Source organism: Chitinophaga ginsengisegetis, from assembly GCF_900168065.1.
Classification (GTDB): domain Bacteria; phylum Bacteroidota; class Bacteroidia; order Chitinophagales; family Chitinophagaceae; genus Chitinophaga; species Chitinophaga ginsengisegetis.
This window is the reverse complement of record NZ_FUZZ01000005.1, coordinates 165,514-188,433: the sequence shown is the minus strand read 5'-3', so window position 1 is coordinate 188,433 and position 22,920 is coordinate 165,514. Positions and strand designations below refer to the sequence as shown.

Sequence of the window (22,920 nt, the reverse complement as noted above, 5' to 3'; positions counted from 1 at the left end):
TTTTCCAGCAAAGGGCTGATGTTATTCCCGGTAATAATCCTTCAGGCTGCCGTTTGGGGTGAAGCTGATGAAATACTTTTCCCGGCTGCCATTGATGGACTGGGGATACCAGGTAATACTGTTCCCACGGAAAATGCCGTAAATATGTGTAAGAGGTTTGGCGCCTGCAACATCTTCCGCTTTGCGGTTGTAGTTCCGGTATACTGCGGTTGCGCTTGCAAAGCTGATATCATCAAGACTAACAAGTGATTCGCTGATATTATCACGCACAGACATCTGCACTGGTTTGGGTTCCTCCCATTTCCCTTTGCTATAGTTGTATTCATCAATATATTCAGGGTTCTGCGGATGCTGAATAGTTACATTTATCCGTCCGTCTTCATAAAAATGAATGGATCTGTAGAGATGGATACTTTTCCCTGCAAAGGCCGGTAATTCACGAAGCGCGCGTTCGGCGGCCACCAGCTTTCCGGCATTGCCAAGAAAATCATTGTCGCCGGATGTTTTGGTGGAATTGTATATGATAGTGGTACCATTGCGTTGTTCCACAACCGTAGTATGGGTTGTGCTGGAACTGGTACTCAGGTGGGTACTTGTGCTGGAACTGGTGGTAGTACTGGTTTCGTCTTCGCCGGACGGAAGATCTTTATAGCTGCTGTCTGTATCGCTGCCATACAAGGTGTCGTGTATGGATTCCCGGAACTGGTTACAGGACATACACATCATCAATGCTATTATAATGCCGGTCATCTTTTGTAAACGCATCTTCATTATATTTTTAACCCTCTATATCACTGGCAAATGCTACCTGTTGAGGATTTTCTTTCAGATAAAAAACCGGGACAGACTCCTGCCTGGTCATACCCAGATCCAGTAGCGGCACTATTTTCTTTAACGAGGCGGTATGGGTTTTACCCAAATCATCCTGGTAGCGTAACTCAAAGCGTACCTGGGGTTGCTCATTAATATAAGTGCCTGTTTGCTCGGCGGATACAATTTGTGCATCTGTGCGCAAACCGTAATACTTAAGCTGCAATGCGTTGTCCGGCGTGCCTATAAAGAGTTTCAGCAGCCAGCCAAACCCGATACGGCTCACCAGCAAAATCAGGGGACATAAAAGAAGCGGATGATAGAAGGCCATAAAGCGCCAGCCCCGTCCGTGGTTCTCTAACATATAGGAATATACGTAGTAGCCCACTATTGCGGCTACTACCAGCAACCATGCAAGGCACATCATGATGATCCGGCCTGCTTTTATTCCTACCGTTACACCATCCAGTGTTAAGTGAGGTACTGCTTTAAGTTTTCCATCGATCAGCAGTTGAATGGTTTTACCTACATCGTAGCGGTTCAGCTCCGGTTTGGTATCGTTCACCGTCAACTGTTCCGTGATTCCGGTGCCACAGAAATTCTCCAGGGAACAGGTGATTTCACGGGTCACAACATCCTTTCCTTCAGCCGGTAATTCTTTACTGGTTAATACACGTGCATTTTTTTTCACCCCTTCCTTTAAAAGACGCAGGATATTGCCTCTCATGATGAAGGGCAGTATAATCCATTTCCTAAACCAGCCCTGGATCAATATGATCCATAGTATTGCGGACACGGCCAGCCAGGTGAGCGCCAGCCAGGGCGCGGTGCCACCATCCCCATCAATCACCCCATACTCTGTATTGTAATAGATGAGCATGGGAAAAGGGATGGCAAAGAAAAGCATGTAAATGAACCAGAAGTAATTCCAAAAACCTTTCATTCAGCTAATTTAATTATTAAATTTAAGGGAAACATTTTTACAACCCGGTCAGTCTTTCCTATAGATTATTTTATTCTCAAACTCACCGAGCATCACGCGGCCATAAATCACTTTCGTCCAGCCGTTTTCGAAACCGTGATTATTGGCGATCAGGTAACCTTTGTTGGTATCTTTTTTAATCACCTTGTGCGCGTCAATATAGCGGCCTTTTACCTTGCAAAAAACGATATCGCCAATGGCATATTCTGTTTCTTTCACAAAGGTGAGCAGGGTACCGCTTTTCAAAATGGGTAACATAGAGGAGCCAAAGGCTTTCATTTTTCCTGTGCCGGTGGTTTCCAGTCCGGACTTTAATCTTTCGTACTTGTTCATGTTGTTTTTAATTGATTGAATAAAAAAATGGATGACCATATAGTAAAATGATCGTAGTGGAGGCTCGTGGAGTTGCTGAAGCCAATATGCGGAAGGATTAACTGAAGCGGGCAAATTCAATTGTAAGCATGATGGTGAAACTCTGTTGGGCTACACAAGATGGGCGGGTATAACAAATGGTATGCTGTGAAATAACAAAACCTGCGGGCAGCGCAGGTATCAAACTATTTGGGGATACTGCCGGGGCATTTTCTATAAAGAACAACTGCCGCAAAAATAATAAAATTTTCTATTCTGCCAGATAAAAAAAACGTGATACAGGAATTGTATCACGTTTTTTTTTATGCATTTTTATTTTGCAGGAGTAATGACAATGTTTCTGAACTCAATAGGACCGTGATCTCCCTGGAAATAGATCGGGCCGGGTTCACCTTCGTTGCTATCCAGTGCGCCGCCGGTGATACCGGGAATGGCTGCGTTGCAGATAATGGTTTTGCCGTTAGCCACAACGGTTACTAAGCGACCCACCAGTGTAATATCAAATGTTTGCCACTGGCCGGGACCGAGTACCGCCATGTCGTTTGGTACCAGGAATCCGTATACTCCCCCAAACAGGTGACTGGATGGCGGATCTGTTTTTGGATTGTCGATGATCTGTGTTTCATAGCGGCCTCTCAGGTAAACGCCGCTGTTGCTGCCTGCCTGGTACCGGAATTCCACATGCAGCTTAAAATCGGTGAATTTTTGCTCAGAGATCAGGTTAGCGCCGGAATGCGGGCTGGTAAGGATGCCATCCTTCACGATCCATTGGTTTTCACCCAGTGCTTTCCAGCCGGTGAGGTCTTTTCCATTAAACAGTTTCACGGGTTTGCCCCAGGCTGGCGCTGCAGTTCTTTTAAGATCCGGTGCTTTTACGCCGGTGAAAGAATAGGACTGTCCGTCACTGGTATGAATAGTGCCGCTTATGCCGGCATCGGTTACGGTGCCTTCCAGCGTCAGGTCGCGGTCTTCCCGTTCCCATTGCGGCGGAATGGAGAAGCTGAACTTCCCGTTATCAAAGTTCACTTTGGAGATGGGTCTGGCACTTCCGCCGGTGCTTACAAAGCGGCCTACGAGGGTTTTAAAACCGGAAAGCTCCACTTCCAGCCAGGAGGGCTTATCTACGCCGTTTTCGCTGACTTTGATATCCCAGGCGCCAATCAGGGCCCCGCCTTTTACGGCTTCGGTCTTAATAGCTGATACCTGTGCCATTACACCGGCAGGACTCACTAATCCCAGCCCCATGCAGCATATCAGACCTGCGATAATACTTTTTCTATTCATGTTCATGTCCATGTTTATTGAAGAAAGCTATAAAGATAAATATTTGATCCTGCTTCTTATAGCACTTTATCAGGTTTATTTAAAAGCGGAAGCCAAACCTATAATTATCGTGATATCCACCGGCATACCCTCCTGTAACATTTGTTCCGCCACTCTCGTTAAACGATCAAAGCTATCCCCATGCATATTTCTACCTATATTAAATTCCCGGTTCTTATCGCGGCTATCCTGGTACTGGGCGGATGCACAAAGGAGAAGTGCACTAAAACCATCACTACAAAAATACACACGCCCATTCTGATGGCACTGTCGGACTACCAGGCTTCCATCAAATCGGAGGCGCCAAAGGAAATTTCCCACACCGGCAAGATCTATGTGAAAGACCAGTATATTTTTGTGAACGAGCCTTACGCCGGCATCCACGTTATTGATAACAGTAATCCATCCTCCCCTCAGAAAGTTTCTTTTTTAAATGTGATGGGAAATGCAGACATCGCCATAAAGGGGGATTTCCTTTATGCCGACAGCTATACTGACCTGATCGTATTCAATATCAGCGATCCGCGTAATATCGCGTTTGTTAAACGGATACCGGAAGCCACCAGCTATCCTACCGACGCAAACGGTATGATAGTAGGATGGCGCTTAAAGCAGGACAGTATGGTGATTGGCTATACCGTTAAGGATACCACTTACTGCGATTGTTCTTCAGACCGCGACATGATATACTTTGCCAGCGCAGAAGTAGCCGCTTCTTATAAAAACCAGGCCGGTACCGGGAAAGGCGGGTCTATGGCCAGGTTCACCATCGCCAAAAATTATCTCTATACTGTAAATTCGTGGCAGCTGAAAGCATTTGATCTCACCGATGCCGCTAACCCGGCGTTTAAAAGCCTGCAAACCTTTAACACGTTTATTGAAACCATTTTCCCATATGGTGAATATCTTTTTATCGGCAGCCAGAGCGCGATGTTCATTTATGATATCACGAATCCGGCGGCACCTGCCAAACGCTCCATGGTTACCCATTTCAGGGCATGCGACCCGGTAGTGGTGGAAGGAAACAGGGCATATGTTACCATCAGAAGCGGCGCCATATGCGCAGGTAACATCAATCAGCTGCAGATCTTTGATATCAGTAATGTGGATAGTCCCGTGAAATTGAGTACTACTGAAATGCAAAACCCGCACGGTTTAGGTATCGATAACGGGAAGCTCTTTGTTTGTGAAGGACAGTTCGGGCTCCGCTTCATGGATGCCACAAGTATCAGTAATATCACCACTACAAAGCTGCTAACAGGACCGGATACTTATGATGTAATTCCTTTTGAAAACCAGCACCGCCTGCTGGTAAGCGCCAGGGATGGGATTTATCAATACGACTACAGCTCAATGATCAACCCTCAGCTGTTAAGTAAAATAAACGTAGTGGGTAATCCTTATTAATCGGTCATTTTAATAATTGCCCAATCGCTGCTTCCAGCGAATCCATAAAGTTAACCTGACGACCTTTATTGCTTTCGTAAATGAAATCCCTGATGCTTTTTCCGGGGTATTTTGAAAAGTCGCCGATGATGACCAGCCGCGATCTGTAATTGGAGAACTTCTGGAGAATTTCTCCTGCGACACCGGTTTTCAGATCAAAGAACGCCGGTGTGATATTTTTCTCACGGATAATCATTTTATCGAAGTCCTGGTAATGCAGATCCATAATTAGCTGCAGCGCCTCATCAGGCGTTTGTATCAGTACTTCATCTGCAACTAGTTCTGCTATCCTCGTATTTCCGTTCCCGTGTATTGTTATCTTCATATCAGTAACTATTAAAAACAGCCAGTTTATACATATTGTTATCCTCCGGGGTTGCAAAATACAGCCAGCTTTCCAATGCTACCCTGGCAGTGCAGGGGCCGTAGGTAATGATTTTTATTTTTCTTTGCAGCGACTCCTTTTTCAGGATCGCTAAAACCTCCTGCATAATTTCTCCCCTGAAAGGTGTGAACATAAAAAATACCGTTCCTTCCGAATAGTCTGCTTCCCGCGCATCCACATTTGTGAATATAACATCCGGCAGACAGAGTGCTGCAGCGCAATCCCCTGCATAATCGCAGAAAGCCGGCTCCAACTCTATTCCCCTGGTGGGGATTCCGGTAAGAAGATGTACGAGGATCGCTACCTGTCCCAGCCCGGCGCCGATATCAAAAAAGATATCTTCTTTTACGAAATGTGCTTTCTCTGCAAGTTCAAACACGATCCTGGCCGGGGTTTTCTGATAATACACCATTTCAGGTTCAAGCTCCCTGGTTTGCTCCGGCATCGTTTGAAGATGAGATAATCCGTTGATAAAGATATCCAGGTTATCATAGCCTGTTTCTTCAGAGCTGGTATCCACGTATTCATTCACCAGGTTTTTGAACCCGTTCGTAGTATACCCGGCTGCTTTGATTGTTTGCTGAAGTTGCTGAAAGAGGGTAACATCAATTTCTTCCAGTTTAGCCTTTACCTTTTCAGCGCGGTTCCTGAGTAAGATCAGCTGATCCGGTTGATCCGTTCCCGGCAGGAGTTCATCAATCCGGCCGAGAACCTGGAAATCGATAAAGTCTATCGCCTCTATACGCTTATCAAATTCATGCTCCTGGTAGAGTGCCGGATTTTTCTCTGTTTCGGCGATATACAGTTGTAGCTCAAAAATGGTCATCTTTGCCGTGGGATCGCTATTAGCAATTTACTTTCCTATCACCTGCTTTCTGTGTTCCATCCCCCAATCATGCAGTGAATCCAGTATTTTTTCGATAGAGGTGCCATGTTGGGTGATTGAGTATTCAACCGTGGGAGGAAAAGTATTATGCACTTCTCTTTTTATCAGTTTGTTTGCTTCCAGCGTTTTCAATTCTTTTGACAGTACTTTATCCGTAATACCACCTACCTCTTTTGATATTTGTTTGAAACGCTTGTTCCCGGTAGATAAAGAAAGCATGATAAGCAGCTTCCATCTGCCTTCCAGGGCTTCCAAAGCATCTTTTATAGCCAATACGCTATGTGGGCATCCTTCCCTTGTCAGCATTTTTTTATCCTTTTATTCAAACGATGTTTTCACGTTACTATCCGATCGGATAGCGCTATCCAACGGGATAGTACTATCACAAGTATAGCAAATGTAGATACTTTTGCTGCATAATTGATAACAGCTTTAAAAAATAACGATGACAGCTAAAACGAAGCGTATCCTATCCATGGTACTGATGGCCATTCCCATTATAGTGCTTGTGATAGGAGGAGTAATGAAACTAATTGGAGCGGAGCCGGAATCAGTGATGCAGTTCCTGACAAAATCGGGATTTGGCAACTATATAAAAGCACTTGGTGTAACTGAACTGATCATTGCGGCGCTGTTGCTTTACCCGGTAACCAATAAAACCGGGTTCCTGCTGGCAAGCTGTTATTTCGGTGGCGCCCTGTGCCTGGAAATATCCGGTGGACAGCCCACTGCTTCCGTTGTATTCCTGGCGATACTCTGGATCTCCATGTTTCTAAAATCAAAAGAGATGTTTCTGCCGCTAAACAAATGATGACACTCCGGGGAATAGAAGTACCAAATTCTTTTATGCCTTCAATACAAAGATGATGGACACCGGGCTTTGACTTTGAGGATGCAACGGTTCTTCTATTTTCCGGATAGTTAATCCTGCTTCGCTGAACAGCGATACCCACGCCCCCAATGTTCTGAAGTACCACTCATAAGGTTGTTCGAAATCTCTTTTCAAACCTTTCCAACTCCCTTCCTTCCACCCGGCAACATAGGGTTCCTGCTGCACAATTGCAGATGGGTGTAATGTTTGAATAAACACCAGTCCCCCGGGAACAATCAATTTCTTTATATTCTTCAACAGTGTTTCCGAATCTGTTTTATCCAGCAGTGCAAAATTAATGACAGCTGCGTCCGGCCTGTTTCCGATAGTATATTTACCTGTAGCCAGGTCATTGAAACTGGCTACCGCATAGTGATTCCCGCCTTTTTCAATGGCATTTTCTATTAAAGCGCTGACAGCATCTACACCAAAGGCCACGATTCCTTTGTTTTGCAAACAACGGGTGAGCCATCCTTCGCCGCAGCCGATGTCTAATATTGACTGAATATTGTGGGAACAAATTGTGTTCACAATAGCATCATTGGTTACCAGTATCCTGGTTTCAATTTCTGCGTTATCAATGGATGCAATCCAGTTATGGGCATTGGCGTGCCAGGAAGCAGTTATTTTTGTTGATTGATCCATGATTTGTTTTTGATGGTTTTGTAATCGCCGGCTTCAGCAAACCGACTACACTCATTTTATTAAGCGCCCTCTGCGCGGGAGGCTCCTTTTGCTTCTTACAAATTACGAAATATAATGTTTCCGTCCCTTTCCGGGGCTCAAAAGGGTTGTATCATAGCATATACATACCCATTCTGTGTATCACTTCACCCAAATACCGGTGATAGCCTGATATATAGAAGAGGCACCCCGGGTAAGAGCGCTTCTGGTATGCTAATTGCATTTTTGTATTTAAATCTGTATTGAATAACCTAAAAAACTGTTTATGAAACCGATTCTTAGCATCATTGGAGTGTTGTTGTTATCAGCCATCCTTTTTGTTTCCTGTAGTAAAGACACCGATCCTGCAGACACTGATATCTTTGCCGGTACTTTCAGGGGAAAGATCGGGTATGTTGACTCTGAAAAAAATATCTCCCAGGACAATGGCAGCGTTTTCGTCACAAAAATTGGTACCCGGTATGATTTCAGGTTCTCCGACGGTATCCCTGATCTTACTGGTGTGCAGTTTGAAAAGAAAGACGATAACACGATGATAAGCGTTGGCTCTTCAGGTACCGGCCTTATAACAATTAATAAAGACAAGCTTATAATAGGCTTTGCAAGGGACGGCAGGTCCTGGACTGCAGACTGTGGCAGATAATATTTTGTGTAAACAATCCCGGAACGGTGCATTCTCCCGTTCCGGGATTCTGCTGATTTTGATAATTATTTTGTATATATTCGTCGTAATCAGAACACATAATGCTTTATGAAAAGATACGCCTTCATCATTCTTTTATTCATTTCATTTTCCGGGTATGCCCAGAATACGATCAATAATTACAAATATGTGGTGATACCGGAAAGATTTAATTTTTCGCGGGAAGATAACCAGTATGGATTAAACACCGTAGCCAAAGCGCTGCTGGAAGAAAAAGGGTTTACTGTTTATTTCGACAATTCAGAAATACCAAAAGAACTGGCCGGCAATAGATGCAATGCCCTGAATGCTGATGTAGTGCAGAAAAAAGGACTGTTTGTTACCAATCTTACACTTTTACTAAAGGACTGCAAAGGTAATGTCATCTTTAAAAGTAAAGAAGGTAAAAGCAGGGAGAAAGAATTTGCCGCTTCCTATAACCTCGCTTTAAGAGACGCCTTTACCTCACTGAATGATGTACCATACGCGTATGACGGAACTGTTAGTGAAGCGCCCCAGCAGGCCGTTGCCCCGGCAGTAGCCCCGGCTCCCACTCCTGCCGCTACTACAACACCTGCCGTTGCAGAAACAAAGGAAGCTGCCGGCACGTTATATGCCCAGGCAACCGCTAACGGATATCAGTTAATTGACACCTCTCCGAAAAAAGTACTGACATTATTTAAAACTTCCGTACAGGATTATTTTATTGCCGATAACGAGGCATCTCATGGAATAGTGCTGAAGAAGAACGGAGATTGGTATTTTGAATATTATAAAGATAATAAGCTGATCTCGGAAAAACTGCTGATTAAGTTTTAATGACTATCTGCTTTCAGAAAAAAAGCCTTCAGATCTAACGATTTGAAGGCTTTTTCTTATTCAGTAATAATTGCATTTTTTACTTTGTCAGTATCTTAAGAAAATCTATAAAGCTATCGGCCGCTTTCTCAAACTCCCAGTACCCTATGCCATGCTGGCTGTATAATACAGGAGCATCTCCATTGCTGATCACCGACAAATCCAGGCAGTAAGGATCACCACCATCATCGGCGATTACCAACAGATGCAGGGGCCACTCCGGTATAACCTCATTGGTAACGGTATTCATCGAATATCCGGATTGACGCGCTATCAGCTCCTGTGCGCCGTAGAGATGTAGTCCCTGCTCAAAGCTGTCGCCATCAATCTGTACATGCAGCGGTGAAAAATTTCTGAGGAATAACGCATATGTTTCCGGTAACGTCCATTTTTCAGTAATACGCACCAGGTCATTTTCGTTGGCCACCACCAGGTGATTATCGGGATTGGCCTTATCATAGCGCTGCTTCCGCAGTTTCGCCAGTTTCTTTTCAAGCTTTGCGGCCAGGTTTTCCAATGGCGTTATCGGCTCCAGCAATGCAGGGTGCGTTACCGGCGGCGCGTATCCTATGCCCTGGGGATATCCTTCCTCCTGCCACTGCAACAACGCCTGAACGGGCAACTGCTCAGGTTTCCAATAACCGGGATCAGCAGGGAGGCCACTGTCGAATGTTTGTTGGCTGTGTACCGACAGGCATTTGATGGCATTTGCACGGACGGCCAATTCCACGGCTTCATCAGTTGCCATTGTTACCAGTAAGGGGTAAGCTTCCGGCCCGGCTGTTTTCAGAAATCCATCAACCGCCCAGTAGGCCGTTGCCGGATCGGTAAGCGCCCATTTAAAAAATGATGCATAAGCCGATTCGCCCTCCTGCACCAGGCCGAGAATATCTGTCATCAGGAAACCACGCCAATGTTTTAATCCGCCCTCCCTTGCATACTGCATGAATGCGTGTATCACAGCTTCCCGCTCCGATTCTGCAAAAAGCTTTATCAATTTATCTTTATGACGGGAAAACTTTATCCCATCCGTTTCTTCAAATAACTTCCGCTCCAGTTCTTCTCTCCCGATTATCTTCATAATGGAAAAATCTTCGTTTAAAATTATTCACCTGGTCAAAAATAGCGCATTCATACTAAAATTACCCTATCCAGTGCAGATAAATAGCTACCGGCATCATGGCCAGTATAAACGGCACTATAATGGAAAATATAATACCGCTGTACCTGATGAGCGTATTGTATTTCACATGATTCAGGCCCAATGATTGAAAAGCGCTTTTGAACCCGTGCAATAAGTGCCAGAAAAGCGAGAAACAGCCAATGAGATATATCACAACTTCTACCGGATGATGAAATTTTTCCAGCATCATTTCATACAACGGCAGCTCCTCTCCATGCAGAAACTGATTTGTACGGTTGGGAATCCAGAAATTGGAAGTATGCACTACCAGGAACAACAAAATGACCGTTCCCAGCAATGCCATGCTCCTGCTATACCAGGTGCTGTTGGCGCCCGGTTTGTTTACACGGTATTTCACAGGCCGGGCATCCCTGTTTTTCTTCCATAACCATAAGCCCTGTACAATGTGCGCGATAAACGCCAGCACCAATACAATTTCAATTGTCCGGATTACCACGTTGGTAGCCATAAAATGCGCCCAAAGGGTAAAGGTTTGACCACCGTCGTTATAAAAGATCATGGCATTAACGAAACAATGCACCACGAGAAAGCTGATCAGAAACAGCCCGGTTGTTGCCATGAGGAATTTCTTACCGATAGAACTTGACAAAAATGTAATAAACCAGTTCATGATATAATAATGTTTTTAACCGGCTAAAGCCGGGACTAAAGAAGGATGTTATGCTGAGGATATAGTTTCGGTGGAAGGTCTTTTTCTTCCAGCAGTTCACGCAGTTCTATTTCAATATCGCGGCATATACTGGTGAGCGGTACATCGTTCGCGCTGCCTTCAAAAGGATTTTCAGTGCTTTCGCCAATTTGTTCCAGCGAGGTATACATCCAGGAAATCATGATGCTGAAGGGAACCACGAGCCATACCATATGTCCTTTTACAGCTCCTTCCACCAACTCATTGAGCTTATCAAAATCCCTCAGCAATCCAAACGGCAGCAGCAGGCAAAAGATCCTGATAAAAAAACTGTTAACCACGGCATATTGCCGCGGATACGGACTATTTTTCACCTGCTCGCTTTTAGCCTGGCTGATATAAAACTCTTTGAGTCCCTTCTCCATTTCAAGAAACTGTGCAATCTGCATCTGCTGCTCATCAAAACTTTTCCGCAATAATTTGCCCTGGTTCGCCAAAATGCGGGCTGCAGTATTACTGGCCGCTAACACCTCTTTTAGTTCCTGGCCGGAAAGATATTTTGCCAGCTCCTTGTCTAACGGCGTTTCCCTTTCTGCCACACGGTAAAACCGTTGGTACTCTGTATTGTGCTTCCGGTCTATTGTTTCCCATGTGCGTGGTGTCCGCATTTCATAGCGAAGCGCCGTTAACCAGGCCATATGACGATAGATCAGCTCCCGCGTTGTAGCTGTATTGGAGAAGAAATCCCTGCTGAATATCCCCCATGACCTGCTGAGGCTCACGATAGATGTCCAAACCTGTTGTGCTTCATTGGTGCGGTTATAGGTCTGTGTGTTTTTGAACCCAACGGTAAATGCGGTGGCAGTGCCCAACAGCGCTACTACCGTCCAGGGGATACTGATCCATTCCAGGCCGCATGTTTCGTATAGTATCACCGGTACAATGCTTATAACCAGCAGTACATATACCTTTCTTCGTGTCCAGAAGAGAAATTCCCCGAATTTGTATGATTTACCTCCATGCATATTTTTAGTCTTTCTGTTTGGTATTGTCAATTTACAATCAACAGGCCAGCAAAAAAATTCATTAGAAATCAGGTGATTATCTTCTAACCAGCAAAAAAATTACACGATATTTCGTTATTTCACTTTCGTATACACGAAATATAGTGTAATTGTTACCTGGTTCACTCCCGGAAATGCCGGGTTTCCTGGTCGCGGGAATGAAACGTGGCAGCCCGTAAGTGAACGGAAACTACCCGGCCAGGAGCAAGTTGCCAGGTAATGCCAGTCCGTGGTAAGAATACCCGTTGGGTGAAATTAAATCACTTAATTTCACCCAACGGGTTAATGCATAACAAGGCGCTGCTTTATCCGTGATCCTGATCAAGAAAACCGGGGATCATTGCCATCAATAAATCTGTTTTTTGTGTTAATGCTGTATGCATGGTTCCCGGCAATATTGCCAGTTGTGAAGCAGGCATTGATAACTCACCTAAGCTCCCGCCACCAAATAATTTGTACAAGGCTAAAATATGCGCTGGTTGAATAATATCCGCATCGCCGGCAATAATCAGGGCAGGCGCCTTAATGCTTCTGATTTCGTCCTCAGGCCAGTCCTGCACTGTTTGTTCAAACGCCCTTACTTTGGCAAGTTGTACGGACCAGTTTCCGGGATTCGCGGCCGTGTTCATGTACTCCGTTTCATATGGACTCCCCTTCAGAGCTACCTCCATCACTTCCGGGCTAAAAAGGGTTTTAAGATCCGGATGACGTCCGTTGCTGTTGTAACTAACAGAAGCCAGTACAAGTTTCCTGATCACACCAGGTTTGCGGATAGCTACCTGCAAAGCCACTCCGGCACCTGTACTATACCCGAAAATATCTGTTTGAGTGATATTCAAAACATCAAGTAATGCCATCACATCATCTGCAAGTTGTTCATAGGAAAGTGGACGACCTGGGACATCAGTTGTATGGCCATATCCCTGGAATTCAACAGCGATGACCTGCCTTTCTGTGGCAAGTAAAGGAATCAGCTTCCCAAATGCAGTGCTGATTCCGGAAAGCGCGCCGGGCAACAATAACAGCGGTTTTCCTTCACCATATATTTCATAATACATCTTTAGTCCGTTGACCTCTGCATAGTTACCACAGCTGTCTGTCGTGTTATTGGAAGAAATAATTGTTTTGTTCGTTTGCATACCTGTTTATTTGCTTCCAAAGTTCTGAACTTGCCGGCAAACAAATCTTGGTGTGCACCAACATCAGAATATCACGTTGTTAAACAGCTTGCTGAAATTAGTGGGGTCTATACCCAGGTAAGAGGCGATGTACTTGTGCGGCACAAGCTGAAGCAGGTGCGGGCTTTTCCGGCAAAATGTTTTGTATCGTTCTTCAATAGTCATTGCACGCAGTTCAATATGGAGATCAATCATACCTGCCAGCATGGCTTCCGTCATTCGCCTGAAGAGCCTTTCTATTTGTTGCGATTGGTTAACCACTGTTTGCAGATCGTTGTAGGTGATGTACTCCAGTTCACTGTCCGTCAAACAAACTAAAAAGTATTTCGAAGGTACCTGGAACGAAAAAGACTCTGCTATGGCACATAAAAACGGGAAATAGGTAAAGGCAAGGGTATAGATTTTATCGCCGGTGTCAAAATAAGACATCTGGACACCGCTTTTTACAAAGTAAAGCTCCCGTTGGATCTGTCCGGGAACGGTAATGAACTCCCCTTTCTTAAACGACCTGGTACTAAGGCAATCAGTCAGCAAATGATAGTCTGTTATACTGATGTCGTGAAATTGTCTGAAAAATTCATATCGCTCCATAAAATAGTCCTCTTCATTTTAACTAAAATTCCCGGCAAATATGAAAATAAACAGATTCATTATCTTGCGCAAATGAATTTTGGACAGGATACCTCATTGCATAACCAGGCTTATCACAGATGATATCACCTGGAATAAGTGGAAAGGACAAATGCCGGTCATTTACAATGACACAAACTAATCTCAGCGCATAACCTTAATCCCGTAATCCTCTGTTAGTCCATAATCGTAAATATCATATTCATTCCCTGGCGGCTGCGTTTTCACATTGTACCATTTACCCGGGTCAACCAATCCTGGCGCAGGTTTGTTGTAAAATGGTCCTAAAACATTCTTCAGACTACCGGTTACGGTTACTTCAATCTTATTAGTTCCTTTTTTCACGAATTCCCCGATAGATAGCCTGTTGGGTTCAGCAGTGATAACGCCGGCAAGTACCCCGTTGACCTTTACCGCTGCCACCGTTCCCTTCCATTTACCTAATTCCACGGCGTATGATTTGCCCGGCTCTGTTATAGTAAATGTTTTCGTATAGGTGATACCGTGGCCATATAAAGGTAGTCCCTGCTTATCCCAGTAACCAAACTGTAATGGTTGCGGTTTAACGATGCTCCAGCCGCGTGATGCCGCTTCCAGGTTGAAATCTCCCAAAATATAAACCGGTTCAATTTCAGCATAAACGCTCATAGGGGAAACGGTTACAGCCAGTTCATTATCCCCGGTTTTTAAATAGCGGCCAATCCGGTACACGCCAAAGGAGCGGTCCAGCCACCATTGCCCGGGTTCATTTTTAATGTACTCGCCATTAATCTTTACATCATGCCAAAGTTCCGGCTGCTCTATTACCGCTTTGAAATTCCGGAAATCAACACCGGCGGCTATATTAAAATGATAGACAGCTGTGTACCCGGTACCAGTGGAAAAAGTATCCCGGCTTACAATCGCCTGTTTAAATTGGGTACGGTTATTCCAGGGGTTGCCTACGCCATCCGTAAACCCGTGGTGTTTGAAAGCCGTATTGGAAGCTACGCCTACGTGTATACTAGTATAGTTTGAATCCGGCTTATGCAAATGAAGATCGCAAAAATCAATCGTCAGGTTGTTATCAAACGGCCTGCTTATTTTTGTCGCGGAAGCGTTCACGGTAGCCCATTCTGCGGCTGGTGCGTTTATTTTATATTCCGGTAATTTCTTATCCGCAATAAACAGCACCTGGCTTCCGGCGGGCGGGATATTAAAGTCGAAATGCACCTCCTGATCATGCAGCGAATAGTTAATGCGGGAAATATTTCCCGAATTCATATCCATCTGTACCACGTCCTGTCCCCGCATGTGGATGCTGCCTGAAGAGGCTCCGGTCATGCTGGCATTGGTTAACAGCAATAATTCCCCGTTGGCCAGTTTACGGCGCTGATGATAAATGTTACCACCAATGCTGTCGCCTTTTAATCCTGAGATGCTAAAGCCTTCATTATGGAACAGATCCGGTTTCATTTCCGGGATCTGGCTGATGATGGAAAGTTCATTGTTCACTGCTCCATCTACTAATCTTAATTGTTCAAAACAAATCACCTTTCCCCCGGCTGCGATATAGTCTTTCAGTAAACGGAAGGTGGCGCTGTTGATACTTTCCATACCCGGCGGAATCACTACCACCTTGTAAGCCCGTTGTCCTACTACAAAGCTATTGCCATCAACACGGCCATGATCTTTGATCACGTTTTCTGAACCTAAATCATATTCCAGGTGCGACCGCTGCATCTTTGTCACGAAATCATTAAAAGTTTTGGTGATATCGAAGAAACGTTTGTTTTCCGCATCCCTGGCGTAATACATCCAGGCCGAAGTGGTGGGTTCAATTACCAGGATGTTGTTGTACTGTTGTCCTTTGGATAATAGGTAAGACAACCGTGTGAAGTAATGATTCATGAAACGGTAATAGGGCCACCAGGGTTCATGATAAGAGAAGCTGGGCGGATAATCGTATTTACGTGCACCCGTGAGCGTCATAAACGATAAGTGCTGATTCAGGAAGTTAACTCCTAATACAAACTCCCAGTCGGCCAGGCGTTTCATATCCTTGAAGGTAAGCTCCCAACCAGCGCCACCATAGGTTTCAGACAGGGTACGTGTTTTACCCAATTGATTAGCCACACTCCCCAGCTCCCTGACGGCGCGTATATTGCCAAACTGCACCGGTTTATCTTCATTAAACTGGTTGAACAGCATATCAATACCCGGCATTTGATGCCAGGCATACATGGCCATGTTATCTGGCCCGTGATAAGGGCTTGGCCAACCATGTTCCCAATAATGCCCCGTCCAGGTAAGCTGATGAGCACTCATATAGGCTGACACAGGTTTAGACCACCGGTCGATAAATAGTTCCAGCAGAACCTGGTAGTAATTATGGCGTACCCGTTTCCAATCACCTGTTTCTTTAAACAGGGACGGCAGATGTAACCTCAGATCGTAGTGCCAGTCTTTATAAAACCGGTCGAACAGATCAGGTGTCCAGCGTACGCAGTTGCGGCCCTCGTTGATGATGGTGGGTTCATCAGAGAAAACGCCTTTGATGGTTTTGCCAAATTCATTGCCCACCACTTTTTCATAACTTTTGTATGCAATATCGATGAACTTATCCGTAACGCCTTTGGCCATCAGGTCTACATAAGACACGCCAATAGGACCTGCCACCGAGCCCCGGTTGGATCGTTGATAATTTACTTTTTTGAATAACCGGTAATGCCCGGTTTTCCCTTCTTCTTCCTTCAAATTACTCGTTACATCTTTATAAGATCCATTTTCTTCTTTAAGAAATAAAAAGAAAGCAGAAAGATCATCAGGCAACCGGGTTGCTTCTTCCATATACAACATCTGACCCTGGTTGTAGGCTTCGGGCATTTGCTCTCCCACTAATCCGCCGGCAAAGCCTGTAGGGTATGAGTTTTCGTCGTATATCCAGATATTCAGCCCTAACTTTTTTCCCTGCTGAAGGGCATACTCAAATAAATCAAACCATTCTTTTGATAAGAACTCCGTAATTAACCCGGGGCGTGGATGAATGATCACGCCGCCAAAGTCATTTTTCCGGTAATCATTCAGCATGGAATCGATATTTCTTTTGGTGATTTTCGTATTCCATACCCAGAATGGTACTGTGCCATAATCCCTGCCAGGGCTTTTAAACCCCGCTGCAACCTCTTCAAAACGTTCCAATGGCTGTTGTGCATTGGCATTGGAAGAAATAAATATAGCAGCGGGGAGCAAAGCACTGTACAAGAATAGGCGGATATTTGTTAGCATAGGTTATTTTTTCAGTTTATCGTTATTATCCAGTACGGTACGTGTGATAACACTTCTGCGGCCTGCGGGAGTGATAACAATGGTTTTTAGCGTGATTGTTTTCCCCCTGGGAACCGTAATGGTTACGGGTTCCTGGTATTCGTGATCATAGTCGCCCGGCGGACGGTTATTCAGTGTATAAAATATCCTGGCTCCCGGTACAGGTGGTTGCACTTCAAACCTGAAAGTACCGGTTATTATTGTTGAATCCGTGTAATTAAAAACTGTGGGCACGCGGTAGTTGATACCGGCTTTATCGAAGCGCTCCAGGTGTAATGGTAATGCTGTGCCGGCGAAATGTGGATAGTCTTTGGCCGTTTCATCTGACCATCCTGTTTCCGCCAGCGCCAGCATACGTGGCAGCATCATATATTGGAGTTTCGAAACATCAGGGATGTTTTCCGTCCATATGCAGGCTTCCACGCCCATAATGTGTTTACGTTCATCTCCGGACAATGCAGGGTATTCCGGGTTATACTGATAGGCTTTCCATACCGGCTCATTGCCTCCGTGGCTGGATGGTTCCTGATCCGAAGCACTCTGCGCATAATCAAAATAAAGCCCGTTACGACTGGGCGCCAGTACGATGTCCAGCCCTTTTCTTATTTGCTCAATGGCGCCCTTCTCACCAAACCGGTTCATCACCGTGATGCTATCTTTTGCATTGCCTGCTGCTACTTCATCCCAGGCAATCAGTTTTTTGTGTTTCGACTGAATAATCTTATTCACTCTTGAAATAAAATAAGTTTGCAGCTCATGGGTATCATTGATGTGGTGTTCCTTCATGAAACGCTGCACAACAGGGCTTTTCTCCCAAAAGCCTTTGTAACATTCATCTCCGCCAACATGAATGTAGGGGTAAGGGAATAATGCCGCTACCTCACCGAACACTTTATCAAGAAATTTGTAAACCCGTTCATCCGTGGGGTTAAGGGAATTATCTACATACATTTCAAAACCTCCCGAGGGAAACCATTTGGCGAAGCTGCTGCCAGGGTTCACTTTGATATCACGATTCTGCGTAACGCACAGCTCAGGATAGGTTGCTATGGCGGCCATAGAATGACCCGGCACGTCTATTTCAGGCAGTATATCGATGTGTCTTTCAGCAGCGTAACGGATAATTTCCTTCACCTGCTCCTGGGTGTAAAATCCGCCATCGGTGGCGGCTTCGCCGGGTTGTGGTGGCAGGGTATTGCCGCCGAACTCGATGCGTGGCACACGCCAGGCGCCCACTTTCGTTAGCTCAGGACAACTTTTGATTTCCAGCCGCCATCCCTGGTCGTCGGTAAGATGCCAGTGAAAACGGTTCAGTTTATAGTAAGCCATCAGGTCCAGCAGGTCTTTGATCTGTTCTACCGTAAAGAAATGCCGGGAAACATCCAGCATGAGTCCGCGGTAACCGAAGCGGGGAGCGTCTTCTATGGTAAGACAAGGAATGGCTGCCGTTCCGTTTGTTGATGCGGGCAACAACTGCAACAAGGTTTGCATGCCATAAAACAAGCCCGCGTTTCTGCCGGTGAGAGTAATGCGGCTTGGTGTTACCGACAGCCGGTATCCTTCTGCGGGGAGTTGTTCCGCACCAGTGGTAGTGATGAACAGTTCCGGCTGCGAGCCCGTGGTACCTGTTACTACCTTGTTGCTGAACTTCCAGGTGCTGAACAAACGATCTGTGAAATATTCAACCACGCGCTTTTCGGGAACATCTGTCCGGATCAGTGTATTGGCGTTGAAGAGAAAGCTGCCCGTATCCATTTTTACAGAACGCGGCATAGGAATCAGCGCCGGTGTGGCCTGCTGCGCAACACTTCTGCCGGCACCAAAGCCCAGTAACACCAGGCAACAGGTATATATCTTTTTGCTAAAGTACATTACTGATAATTGTCGTAAACTATTTTTATTTTATAGAAACAGGCGCCGTTCACTATTCTCGATCCCTGCCAATCCCCGCCTGATGTATAGAAATCAACTGTGCTGGAAGACCAGTTATTGAGCGGGCAACTGATGGCAGGACGCGGATTTTTATTTGCGTCGGGCCGCACCAGTACAATCTGCCCGCTGGGTTGGTTCCCCATGCCTTTTACAAAGGTCAGGTTGTTTGTGGGTGACATGGAAAAGGTTTTTGTAGTTTTATTAAAGACATATTCCCCTCCGTTGGTAGTGACCCATAACAGGTTGGTATTGCCATAGTATGCGCTTACTTCATGGCCCCAGGCAGAAGGCAATGTAACGCGGTACTGTTTTAGTTCCGTTAATTCGGGGTTGGCAGCAGTGCCGCCAACAGCCAGTGCAGTGAGGATGTGTGTATTGCCGGATAAGTCCTGGCCGGTAACCCATAATCCATTAATCAACGGGTCCCATAATACGGCGTGTGCCGCGCCCAGCGTAAACTCCGCGTAGGTGTTGTTATCAGCTCCCTGTGAAGAAGCATACACCCTGATCCAGTTAGCATCAGACGCCGCGAGGGCGATGTTACCATTGGGCAACAGTTCTGCCGAATGCAGGTTGCCACCGATCACTTTTGACCATACCCGCTGTCCGGATGGATAGCCAATCAACGCCGCCATGCTGTTGTCGCTGATCACTGCATAGCTGGCATCCTGCCAGATTTTCATTTTCCGCACTTTGAAATCGGTGCCGCCGCCAAAGCTCTTAATTTCATTTGCGCTGAAACCCAGTGCCGTGGTAGGCGACCATCTCCACTTTTTTGCGTCCGCGGAATTCCAGTCTGTGATCATCGGATCATAAATCTCTATCTGCTTAGAGGCATCATTGGTTAATGCCAGCTGCAGTCCAGGATAGGACTGCACGACTGGCGGATTATTTGTGGGACCGGGATCTGTATTGGTTCCTGATTTTTTACAGGCCACTTGAAAAATAGCCAAAGCAATAGCAGCACCTATCCATATTATTCTTCTCATCGTATCAATAATAGTTTGGATCAAATGCTTTCGCTTTATAAATAGCGGCTCCGCTTACAGTACGGGAGCCTGTGGCTGCTCCGGTGCTGGCATTATAAAAATTAACCACGGAGGTACACCAATCCCTGGCGGGATACAACGGGCAGCCAGTGCTGGGTCGCGTTTCTATAAGCGTATTTTGTCCGGGTTGACTGCTGATAGCTTTCGTAAAGGTTCCATATGCCGCTCCAGGCATGTCACTGAAGGTTTCGCTGGATATATGAAAAATATGAACACCTCCATTGGTGGTAACCAGCAACTGGTCCGGGTTATTCACATCGGCCGCAAGGTCGTGCCCCCAGGGGCTTGGCAAAGTGTCATAAGAAGTATCCAAACGCAACTTAGGGTTTGTGATGGTGCCGCCGGAACCGGGAGGATTATAGGAGTATTTTCTCAGCGAATTTCCCAGCGCCCAGAGCACCTGGTGCGTGGCATCCCAAAGTACTGCATGAACGGAGGTGTAAAAGTATTGTGTGTATACGCCATGATTGGGTGATGGCTGTGATGATGAATAGATACGGATCCATCCCTGCGGCCATGTTTTCCCGGCGCTGGCAACCACACAGTTGCCATCAGGCAGTATTTCCATTGCATGCAGGCTGGTGGTGTCGTTAAAACCCATTACCCACAGCTTCTGCCCTTTAGTACCCGTACCTGTGTAACGGGCTATGGTGGCCAACCTGTAGGAAGTGGCGGTAATCACCTGCGCGGTACCTGCAAATGTTGTATTGTTCCTCACCTTGATGTCTGTAGGCGCCGTCCAGAGAGGTATTTCACTGGTGGCATTGTACGACAGTGCAGTGGTGGGTTTCCAGGTCCATTTAGGCGTAGTCCAGGCAGCATCCGCCGGATCATACACCTCAATGGTGTTTGGAACTTCATTGGTAATCGCCACCCAGCAACAGGTGGCCAGTTCTGTTTTGGGTTGCACCTTTTCCGGCGATTGATCTTCGACTTGTATCTGATCTGTCCGCCGGGAACAGGAAACTACGAGTAAAGCGAATACAATTGCTTTCCAATTCACACAGGTAGATCGCAGGCAGGATTTACCCGCCTTCATCATAATGTTTTTCATGACTGTGAGTTTTAGTTAGTAACCTGGGTTCTGAGTAAGTTTATCGTTCAGTAATACTTCTGCATTAGGTATCGGAAACAGCAGCCGGTTCTGGGTAACATTATAACTTCCTGCCTGCAGATAACTATACTTCGCCTTTTGTTGAACACCAAAGGCATTCATCACGGTGATAGCGTTGCCTGTCCGCACCAGGTCGAGCCAGCGTTTATTTTCAAAGGCCAGTTCCACTCTTCTTTCTTTTAAAATAGCTGTTTGCAATGCTGCCTGGTTGGTGCTGGTGATATTGTGCAACGCATCCCCAAAGGCGCGTTCTCTTACTGCGTTCAGATAAGGCAATGCTTCACCTGATTTGCCCTGTTGATTCAGGCTTTCCGCCAGCAGCAATAGAACTTCTGAATAGCGGTAAACCGGCCAGTTATCATTGGTTTGATTACCGATCGTATGCGTATGCAGGTATTTTTTTGGAAACGGCCGTCCTACTTTGCCTGCCGGCGCAACATAATCAACGGCTGATTTAACCGCAGTAGCTGTAAAATCATCGGTGGCATTGAATGTGCCTTCTGCTATAGCGATGGAGGCATCGAGGCGCTGATCGCCCGATTCATATGCACTGATCAGGTCCTGTGTAGGCGTGTTAAAGCCACCTACCGTGGTAACGCTGTTAAAGTTTACGCCAGTGACCACGGTAGTGTTAACCATACGCGGTAAAAAATTGTAAACAGATGCCTCTACGTTAGCCTGTGGCACGGCCAGCCCGGTGTTGAACTGGATCTCAAATATAGATTCCTTACCGTTTTTATTATTCAGCTGAAATGCATCGCCATAACTTGAAAACAACGCATAGCCCATTGCAGTTACCTGTTTTAAAGCACCTTCAGCGAGGTCATATTTTTTCAGGGTAAGATATACGTCGCCCAGCAGGGTGAGTGCCGCACCCTTTGTAGCGCGCCCGGTTTGCGGAAAAGTGGTGGCGCTCAGTTTGGCGGCTGCATCGGTAGCATCAGCAACGATCAGGTCATACACTTCCTGCACGGAAGAGCGCGGGATGTAAGTCTCTTCACGGCTAAGCGGCGCACGCTTATAGATAGGTACTCCGCCATAAAAACGCACCAGGTCGAAATACACCAGGGCACGGATAAACTTAGCCTGGCCCAGGATTGCATTGCGATTGGCATCAGACAACTTAATATCATCAATATGATCTATGATCACATTTGCTGCTGATATGGCATTAAAACCTAAATTCCACTTTGGAGGTGTCTGGTTATTATATTTATCATCCAGAAAATCTGCTACGGCATAACGGTTTACGGTGGCTACTGCCTGGTCAGATGATTTATAATCGTAGTGCGTGTTATCTGAACGCATTTCGCCCATTACCCAGGCGCTTCTGTTATTATAAAGCCCACGCAACTGGCTATAGGCGCCATTCACGGCCAGATCATAATCGTTCTGGGTTTTGAAGTAGTTGCCCAATGTTACATTGTTGGGATTGACTTCGGAGAGAAATTTCTTACAGGATATCTCCACCAAACTCAGTATCACTAATATTAAACAGGAAATCTTTTTCATTTTT

General features: G+C 45.7%; 22 protein-coding genes. 4 read left to right on the top strand and 18 right to left on the bottom strand.

Annotation, left to right across the window (positions count from 1 at the left end; all coding sequences use genetic code 11):
- Positions 1-21 precede the first annotated feature (21 nt).
- The 4 genes from B5Z18_RS26950 to B5Z18_RS26935 form a co-directional block, all read right to left on the bottom strand.
- The gene (locus B5Z18_RS26950; RefSeq protein WP_079472662.1) at positions 22-765 is read right to left on the bottom strand and encodes a hypothetical protein; all 744 of its coding nucleotides are present in this window, start codon (positions 763-765) and stop codon (positions 22-24) included.
- A gap of 13 nt (positions 766-778) precedes the next feature.
- The gene (locus tag B5Z18_RS26945) at positions 779-1,753 is read right to left on the bottom strand and encodes a hypothetical protein (RefSeq protein WP_079472661.1); all 975 of its coding nucleotides are present in this window, start codon (positions 1,751-1,753) and stop codon (positions 779-781) included.
- A gap of 48 nt (positions 1,754-1,801) precedes the next feature.
- Complete coding sequence (locus B5Z18_RS26940) at positions 1,802-2,125, bottom strand: S24 family peptidase (RefSeq protein ID WP_079472660.1); 324 nt, start codon at positions 2,123-2,125, stop codon at positions 1,802-1,804.
- Positions 2,126-2,476: 351 nt separating this feature from the next.
- Positions 2,477-3,448 (bottom strand): 3-keto-disaccharide hydrolase, encoded by a 972-nt coding sequence (locus tag B5Z18_RS26935; RefSeq protein ID WP_079473106.1) that lies wholly within the window; start codon positions 3,446-3,448, stop codon positions 2,477-2,479.
- A gap of 180 nt (positions 3,449-3,628) precedes the next feature.
- Between B5Z18_RS26935 and B5Z18_RS26930 the strand changes: the two genes are divergently transcribed.
- Positions 3,629-4,894, top strand: a complete 1,266-nt coding sequence (locus tag B5Z18_RS26930; protein WP_079472659.1) for an LVIVD repeat-containing protein — start codon at positions 3,629-3,631, stop codon at positions 4,892-4,894.
- 4 nt (positions 4,895-4,898) lie between these two features.
- Here the strand turns inward: B5Z18_RS26930 and B5Z18_RS26925 are convergent, their stop codons facing one another.
- The 3 genes from B5Z18_RS26925 to B5Z18_RS26915 are packed head-to-tail and all read right to left on the bottom strand — an operon-like array spanning position 4,899 to position 6,510.
- Complete coding sequence (locus B5Z18_RS26925) at positions 4,899-5,258, bottom strand: DUF4180 domain-containing protein (protein ID WP_079472658.1); 360 nt, start codon at positions 5,256-5,258, stop codon at positions 4,899-4,901.
- A 1-nt stretch (position 5,259) separates the two neighbouring features.
- A complete protein-coding gene (locus B5Z18_RS26920) occupies positions 5,260-6,144 on the bottom strand; it encodes a hypothetical protein (RefSeq protein ID WP_079472657.1) in 885 nt (294 codons plus the stop codon).
- A 27-nt stretch (positions 6,145-6,171) separates the two neighbouring features.
- Positions 6,172-6,510 carry a winged helix-turn-helix transcriptional regulator gene (locus B5Z18_RS26915; RefSeq protein WP_079472656.1) on the bottom strand — a complete coding sequence of 113 codons (339 nt, stop codon included), beginning with the start codon at positions 6,508-6,510 and terminating at the stop codon, positions 6,172-6,174.
- A gap of 139 nt (positions 6,511-6,649) precedes the next feature.
- Between B5Z18_RS26915 and B5Z18_RS26910 the strand changes: the two genes are divergently transcribed.
- A complete protein-coding gene (locus B5Z18_RS26910) occupies positions 6,650-7,015 on the top strand; it encodes a DoxX family protein (RefSeq protein ID WP_079472655.1) in 366 nt (121 codons plus the stop codon).
- Between the two features lie 33 nt (positions 7,016-7,048).
- On the opposite strand, the gene B5Z18_RS26905 is transcribed toward B5Z18_RS26910, so the two are convergent.
- Positions 7,049-7,720, bottom strand: a complete 672-nt coding sequence (locus B5Z18_RS26905) for a class I SAM-dependent methyltransferase (protein WP_079472654.1) — start codon at positions 7,718-7,720, stop codon at positions 7,049-7,051.
- Between the two features lie 304 nt (positions 7,721-8,024).
- On the opposite strand from B5Z18_RS26905, the gene B5Z18_RS26900 reads away from it, so the two are divergent.
- Complete coding sequence (locus B5Z18_RS26900) at positions 8,025-8,402, top strand: hypothetical protein (RefSeq protein ID WP_079472653.1); 378 nt, start codon at positions 8,025-8,027, stop codon at positions 8,400-8,402.
- A 108-nt stretch (positions 8,403-8,510) separates the two neighbouring features.
- Positions 8,511-9,260, top strand: coding sequence for a hypothetical protein (locus B5Z18_RS26895; RefSeq protein ID WP_079472652.1), 750 nt, complete (start codon positions 8,511-8,513; stop codon positions 9,258-9,260).
- 79 nt (positions 9,261-9,339) lie between these two features.
- Here B5Z18_RS26895 and B5Z18_RS26890 read toward each other — a convergent pair whose 3' ends face one another.
- From B5Z18_RS26890 to B5Z18_RS26845, 10 genes are all read right to left on the bottom strand, one after another.
- Complete coding sequence (locus B5Z18_RS26890; RefSeq protein ID WP_079472651.1) at positions 9,340-10,380, bottom strand: SMI1/KNR4 family protein; 1,041 nt, start codon at positions 10,378-10,380, stop codon at positions 9,340-9,342.
- A 61-nt stretch (positions 10,381-10,441) separates the two neighbouring features.
- Entirely contained in the window at positions 10,442-11,113 is a 672-nt protein-coding gene (locus tag B5Z18_RS26885; RefSeq protein WP_079472650.1) for a succinate dehydrogenase cytochrome b subunit, read from the bottom strand.
- 35 nt (positions 11,114-11,148) lie between these two features.
- On the bottom strand, positions 11,149-12,156 hold the full coding sequence (locus B5Z18_RS26880) for a bestrophin family protein (protein ID WP_079472649.1): 1,008 nt from the start codon (positions 12,154-12,156) through the stop codon (positions 11,149-11,151).
- Between the two features lie 344 nt (positions 12,157-12,500).
- Positions 12,501-13,334: an alpha/beta fold hydrolase gene (locus B5Z18_RS26875; RefSeq protein WP_079472648.1), complete on the bottom strand. Its 834-nt coding sequence runs from the start codon at positions 13,332-13,334 to the stop codon at positions 12,501-12,503.
- Between the two features lie 63 nt (positions 13,335-13,397).
- Positions 13,398-13,964: a Crp/Fnr family transcriptional regulator gene (locus B5Z18_RS26870; protein WP_079472647.1), complete on the bottom strand. Its 567-nt coding sequence runs from the start codon at positions 13,962-13,964 to the stop codon at positions 13,398-13,400.
- 183 nt (positions 13,965-14,147) lie between these two features.
- Positions 14,148-17,270 (bottom strand): glycosyl hydrolase, encoded by a 3,123-nt coding sequence (locus B5Z18_RS26865; protein ID WP_079472646.1) that lies wholly within the window; start codon positions 17,268-17,270, stop codon positions 14,148-14,150.
- Between the two features lie 3 nt (positions 17,271-17,273).
- Positions 17,274-19,181 carry a beta-N-acetylhexosaminidase gene (locus B5Z18_RS26860; RefSeq protein WP_079472645.1) on the bottom strand — a complete coding sequence of 636 codons (1,908 nt, stop codon included), beginning with the start codon at positions 19,179-19,181 and terminating at the stop codon, positions 17,274-17,276.
- Positions 19,181-20,119, bottom strand: a complete 939-nt coding sequence (locus tag B5Z18_RS26855) for a DUF6528 family protein (protein ID WP_159454446.1) — start codon at positions 20,117-20,119, stop codon at positions 19,181-19,183. Before B5Z18_RS26855 ends, B5Z18_RS26860 begins: the two co-directional genes overlap by 1 nt.
- A gap of 115 nt (positions 20,120-20,234) precedes the next feature.
- Positions 20,235-21,344: a hypothetical protein gene (locus tag B5Z18_RS26850; protein ID WP_079472643.1), complete on the bottom strand. Its 1,110-nt coding sequence runs from the start codon at positions 21,342-21,344 to the stop codon at positions 20,235-20,237.
- A 15-nt stretch (positions 21,345-21,359) separates the two neighbouring features.
- The gene (locus B5Z18_RS26845; protein WP_079472642.1) at positions 21,360-22,916 is read right to left on the bottom strand and encodes a RagB/SusD family nutrient uptake outer membrane protein; all 1,557 of its coding nucleotides are present in this window, start codon (positions 22,914-22,916) and stop codon (positions 21,360-21,362) included.
- Between the last annotated feature and the right edge of the window lie 4 nt (positions 22,917-22,920).

Bases quoted from the DNA above. Each gene is read 5' to 3' on its own strand.
- B5Z18_RS26860 (WP_079472645.1), bottom strand. From the start codon at position 19,181: ATGTACTTTAGCAAAAAGATATATACCTGTTGCCTGGTGTTACTGGGC.
- B5Z18_RS26890 (WP_079472651.1), bottom strand. From the start codon at position 10,380: ATGAAGATAATCGGGAGAGAAGAACTGGAGCGGAAGTTATTTGAAGAA.
- B5Z18_RS26895 (WP_079472652.1), top strand. From the start codon at position 8,511: ATGAAAAGATACGCCTTCATCATTCTTTTATTCATTTCATTTTCCGGG.
- B5Z18_RS26945 (WP_079472661.1), bottom strand. From the start codon at position 1,753: ATGAAAGGTTTTTGGAATTACTTCTGGTTCATTTACATGCTTTTCTTT.
- B5Z18_RS26885 (WP_079472650.1), bottom strand. From the start codon at position 11,113: ATGAACTGGTTTATTACATTTTTGTCAAGTTCTATCGGTAAGAAATTC.
- B5Z18_RS26925 (WP_079472658.1), bottom strand. From the start codon at position 5,258: ATGAAGATAACAATACACGGGAACGGAAATACGAGGATAGCAGAACTA.
- B5Z18_RS26930 (WP_079472659.1), top strand. From the start codon at position 3,629: ATGCATATTTCTACCTATATTAAATTCCCGGTTCTTATCGCGGCTATC.
- B5Z18_RS26950 (WP_079472662.1), bottom strand. From the start codon at position 765: ATGCGTTTACAAAAGATGACCGGCATTATAATAGCATTGATGATGTGT.
- B5Z18_RS26940 (WP_079472660.1), bottom strand. From the start codon at position 2,125: ATGAACAAGTACGAAAGATTAAAGTCCGGACTGGAAACCACCGGCACA.
- B5Z18_RS26845 (WP_079472642.1), bottom strand. From the start codon at position 22,916: ATGAAAAAGATTTCCTGTTTAATATTAGTGATACTGAGTTTGGTGGAG.
- B5Z18_RS26915 (WP_079472656.1), bottom strand. From the start codon at position 6,510: ATGCTGACAAGGGAAGGATGCCCACATAGCGTATTGGCTATAAAAGAT.
- B5Z18_RS26870 (WP_079472647.1), bottom strand. From the start codon at position 13,964: ATGGAGCGATATGAATTTTTCAGACAATTTCACGACATCAGTATAACA.
- B5Z18_RS26850 (WP_079472643.1), bottom strand. From the start codon at position 21,344: ATGAAAAACATTATGATGAAGGCGGGTAAATCCTGCCTGCGATCTACC.
- B5Z18_RS26905 (WP_079472654.1), bottom strand. From the start codon at position 7,720: ATGGATCAATCAACAAAAATAACTGCTTCCTGGCACGCCAATGCCCAT.
- B5Z18_RS26865 (WP_079472646.1), bottom strand. From the start codon at position 17,270: ATGCTAACAAATATCCGCCTATTCTTGTACAGTGCTTTGCTCCCCGCT.
- B5Z18_RS26875 (WP_079472648.1), bottom strand. From the start codon at position 13,334: ATGCAAACGAACAAAACAATTATTTCTTCCAATAACACGACAGACAGC.
- B5Z18_RS26920 (WP_079472657.1), bottom strand. From the start codon at position 6,144: ATGACCATTTTTGAGCTACAACTGTATATCGCCGAAACAGAGAAAAAT.
- B5Z18_RS26910 (WP_079472655.1), top strand. From the start codon at position 6,650: ATGACAGCTAAAACGAAGCGTATCCTATCCATGGTACTGATGGCCATT.
- B5Z18_RS26900 (WP_079472653.1), top strand. From the start codon at position 8,025: ATGAAACCGATTCTTAGCATCATTGGAGTGTTGTTGTTATCAGCCATC.
- B5Z18_RS26880 (WP_079472649.1), bottom strand. From the start codon at position 12,156: ATGCATGGAGGTAAATCATACAAATTCGGGGAATTTCTCTTCTGGACA.
- B5Z18_RS26935 (WP_079473106.1), bottom strand. From the start codon at position 3,448: ATGAATAGAAAAAGTATTATCGCAGGTCTGATATGCTGCATGGGGCTG.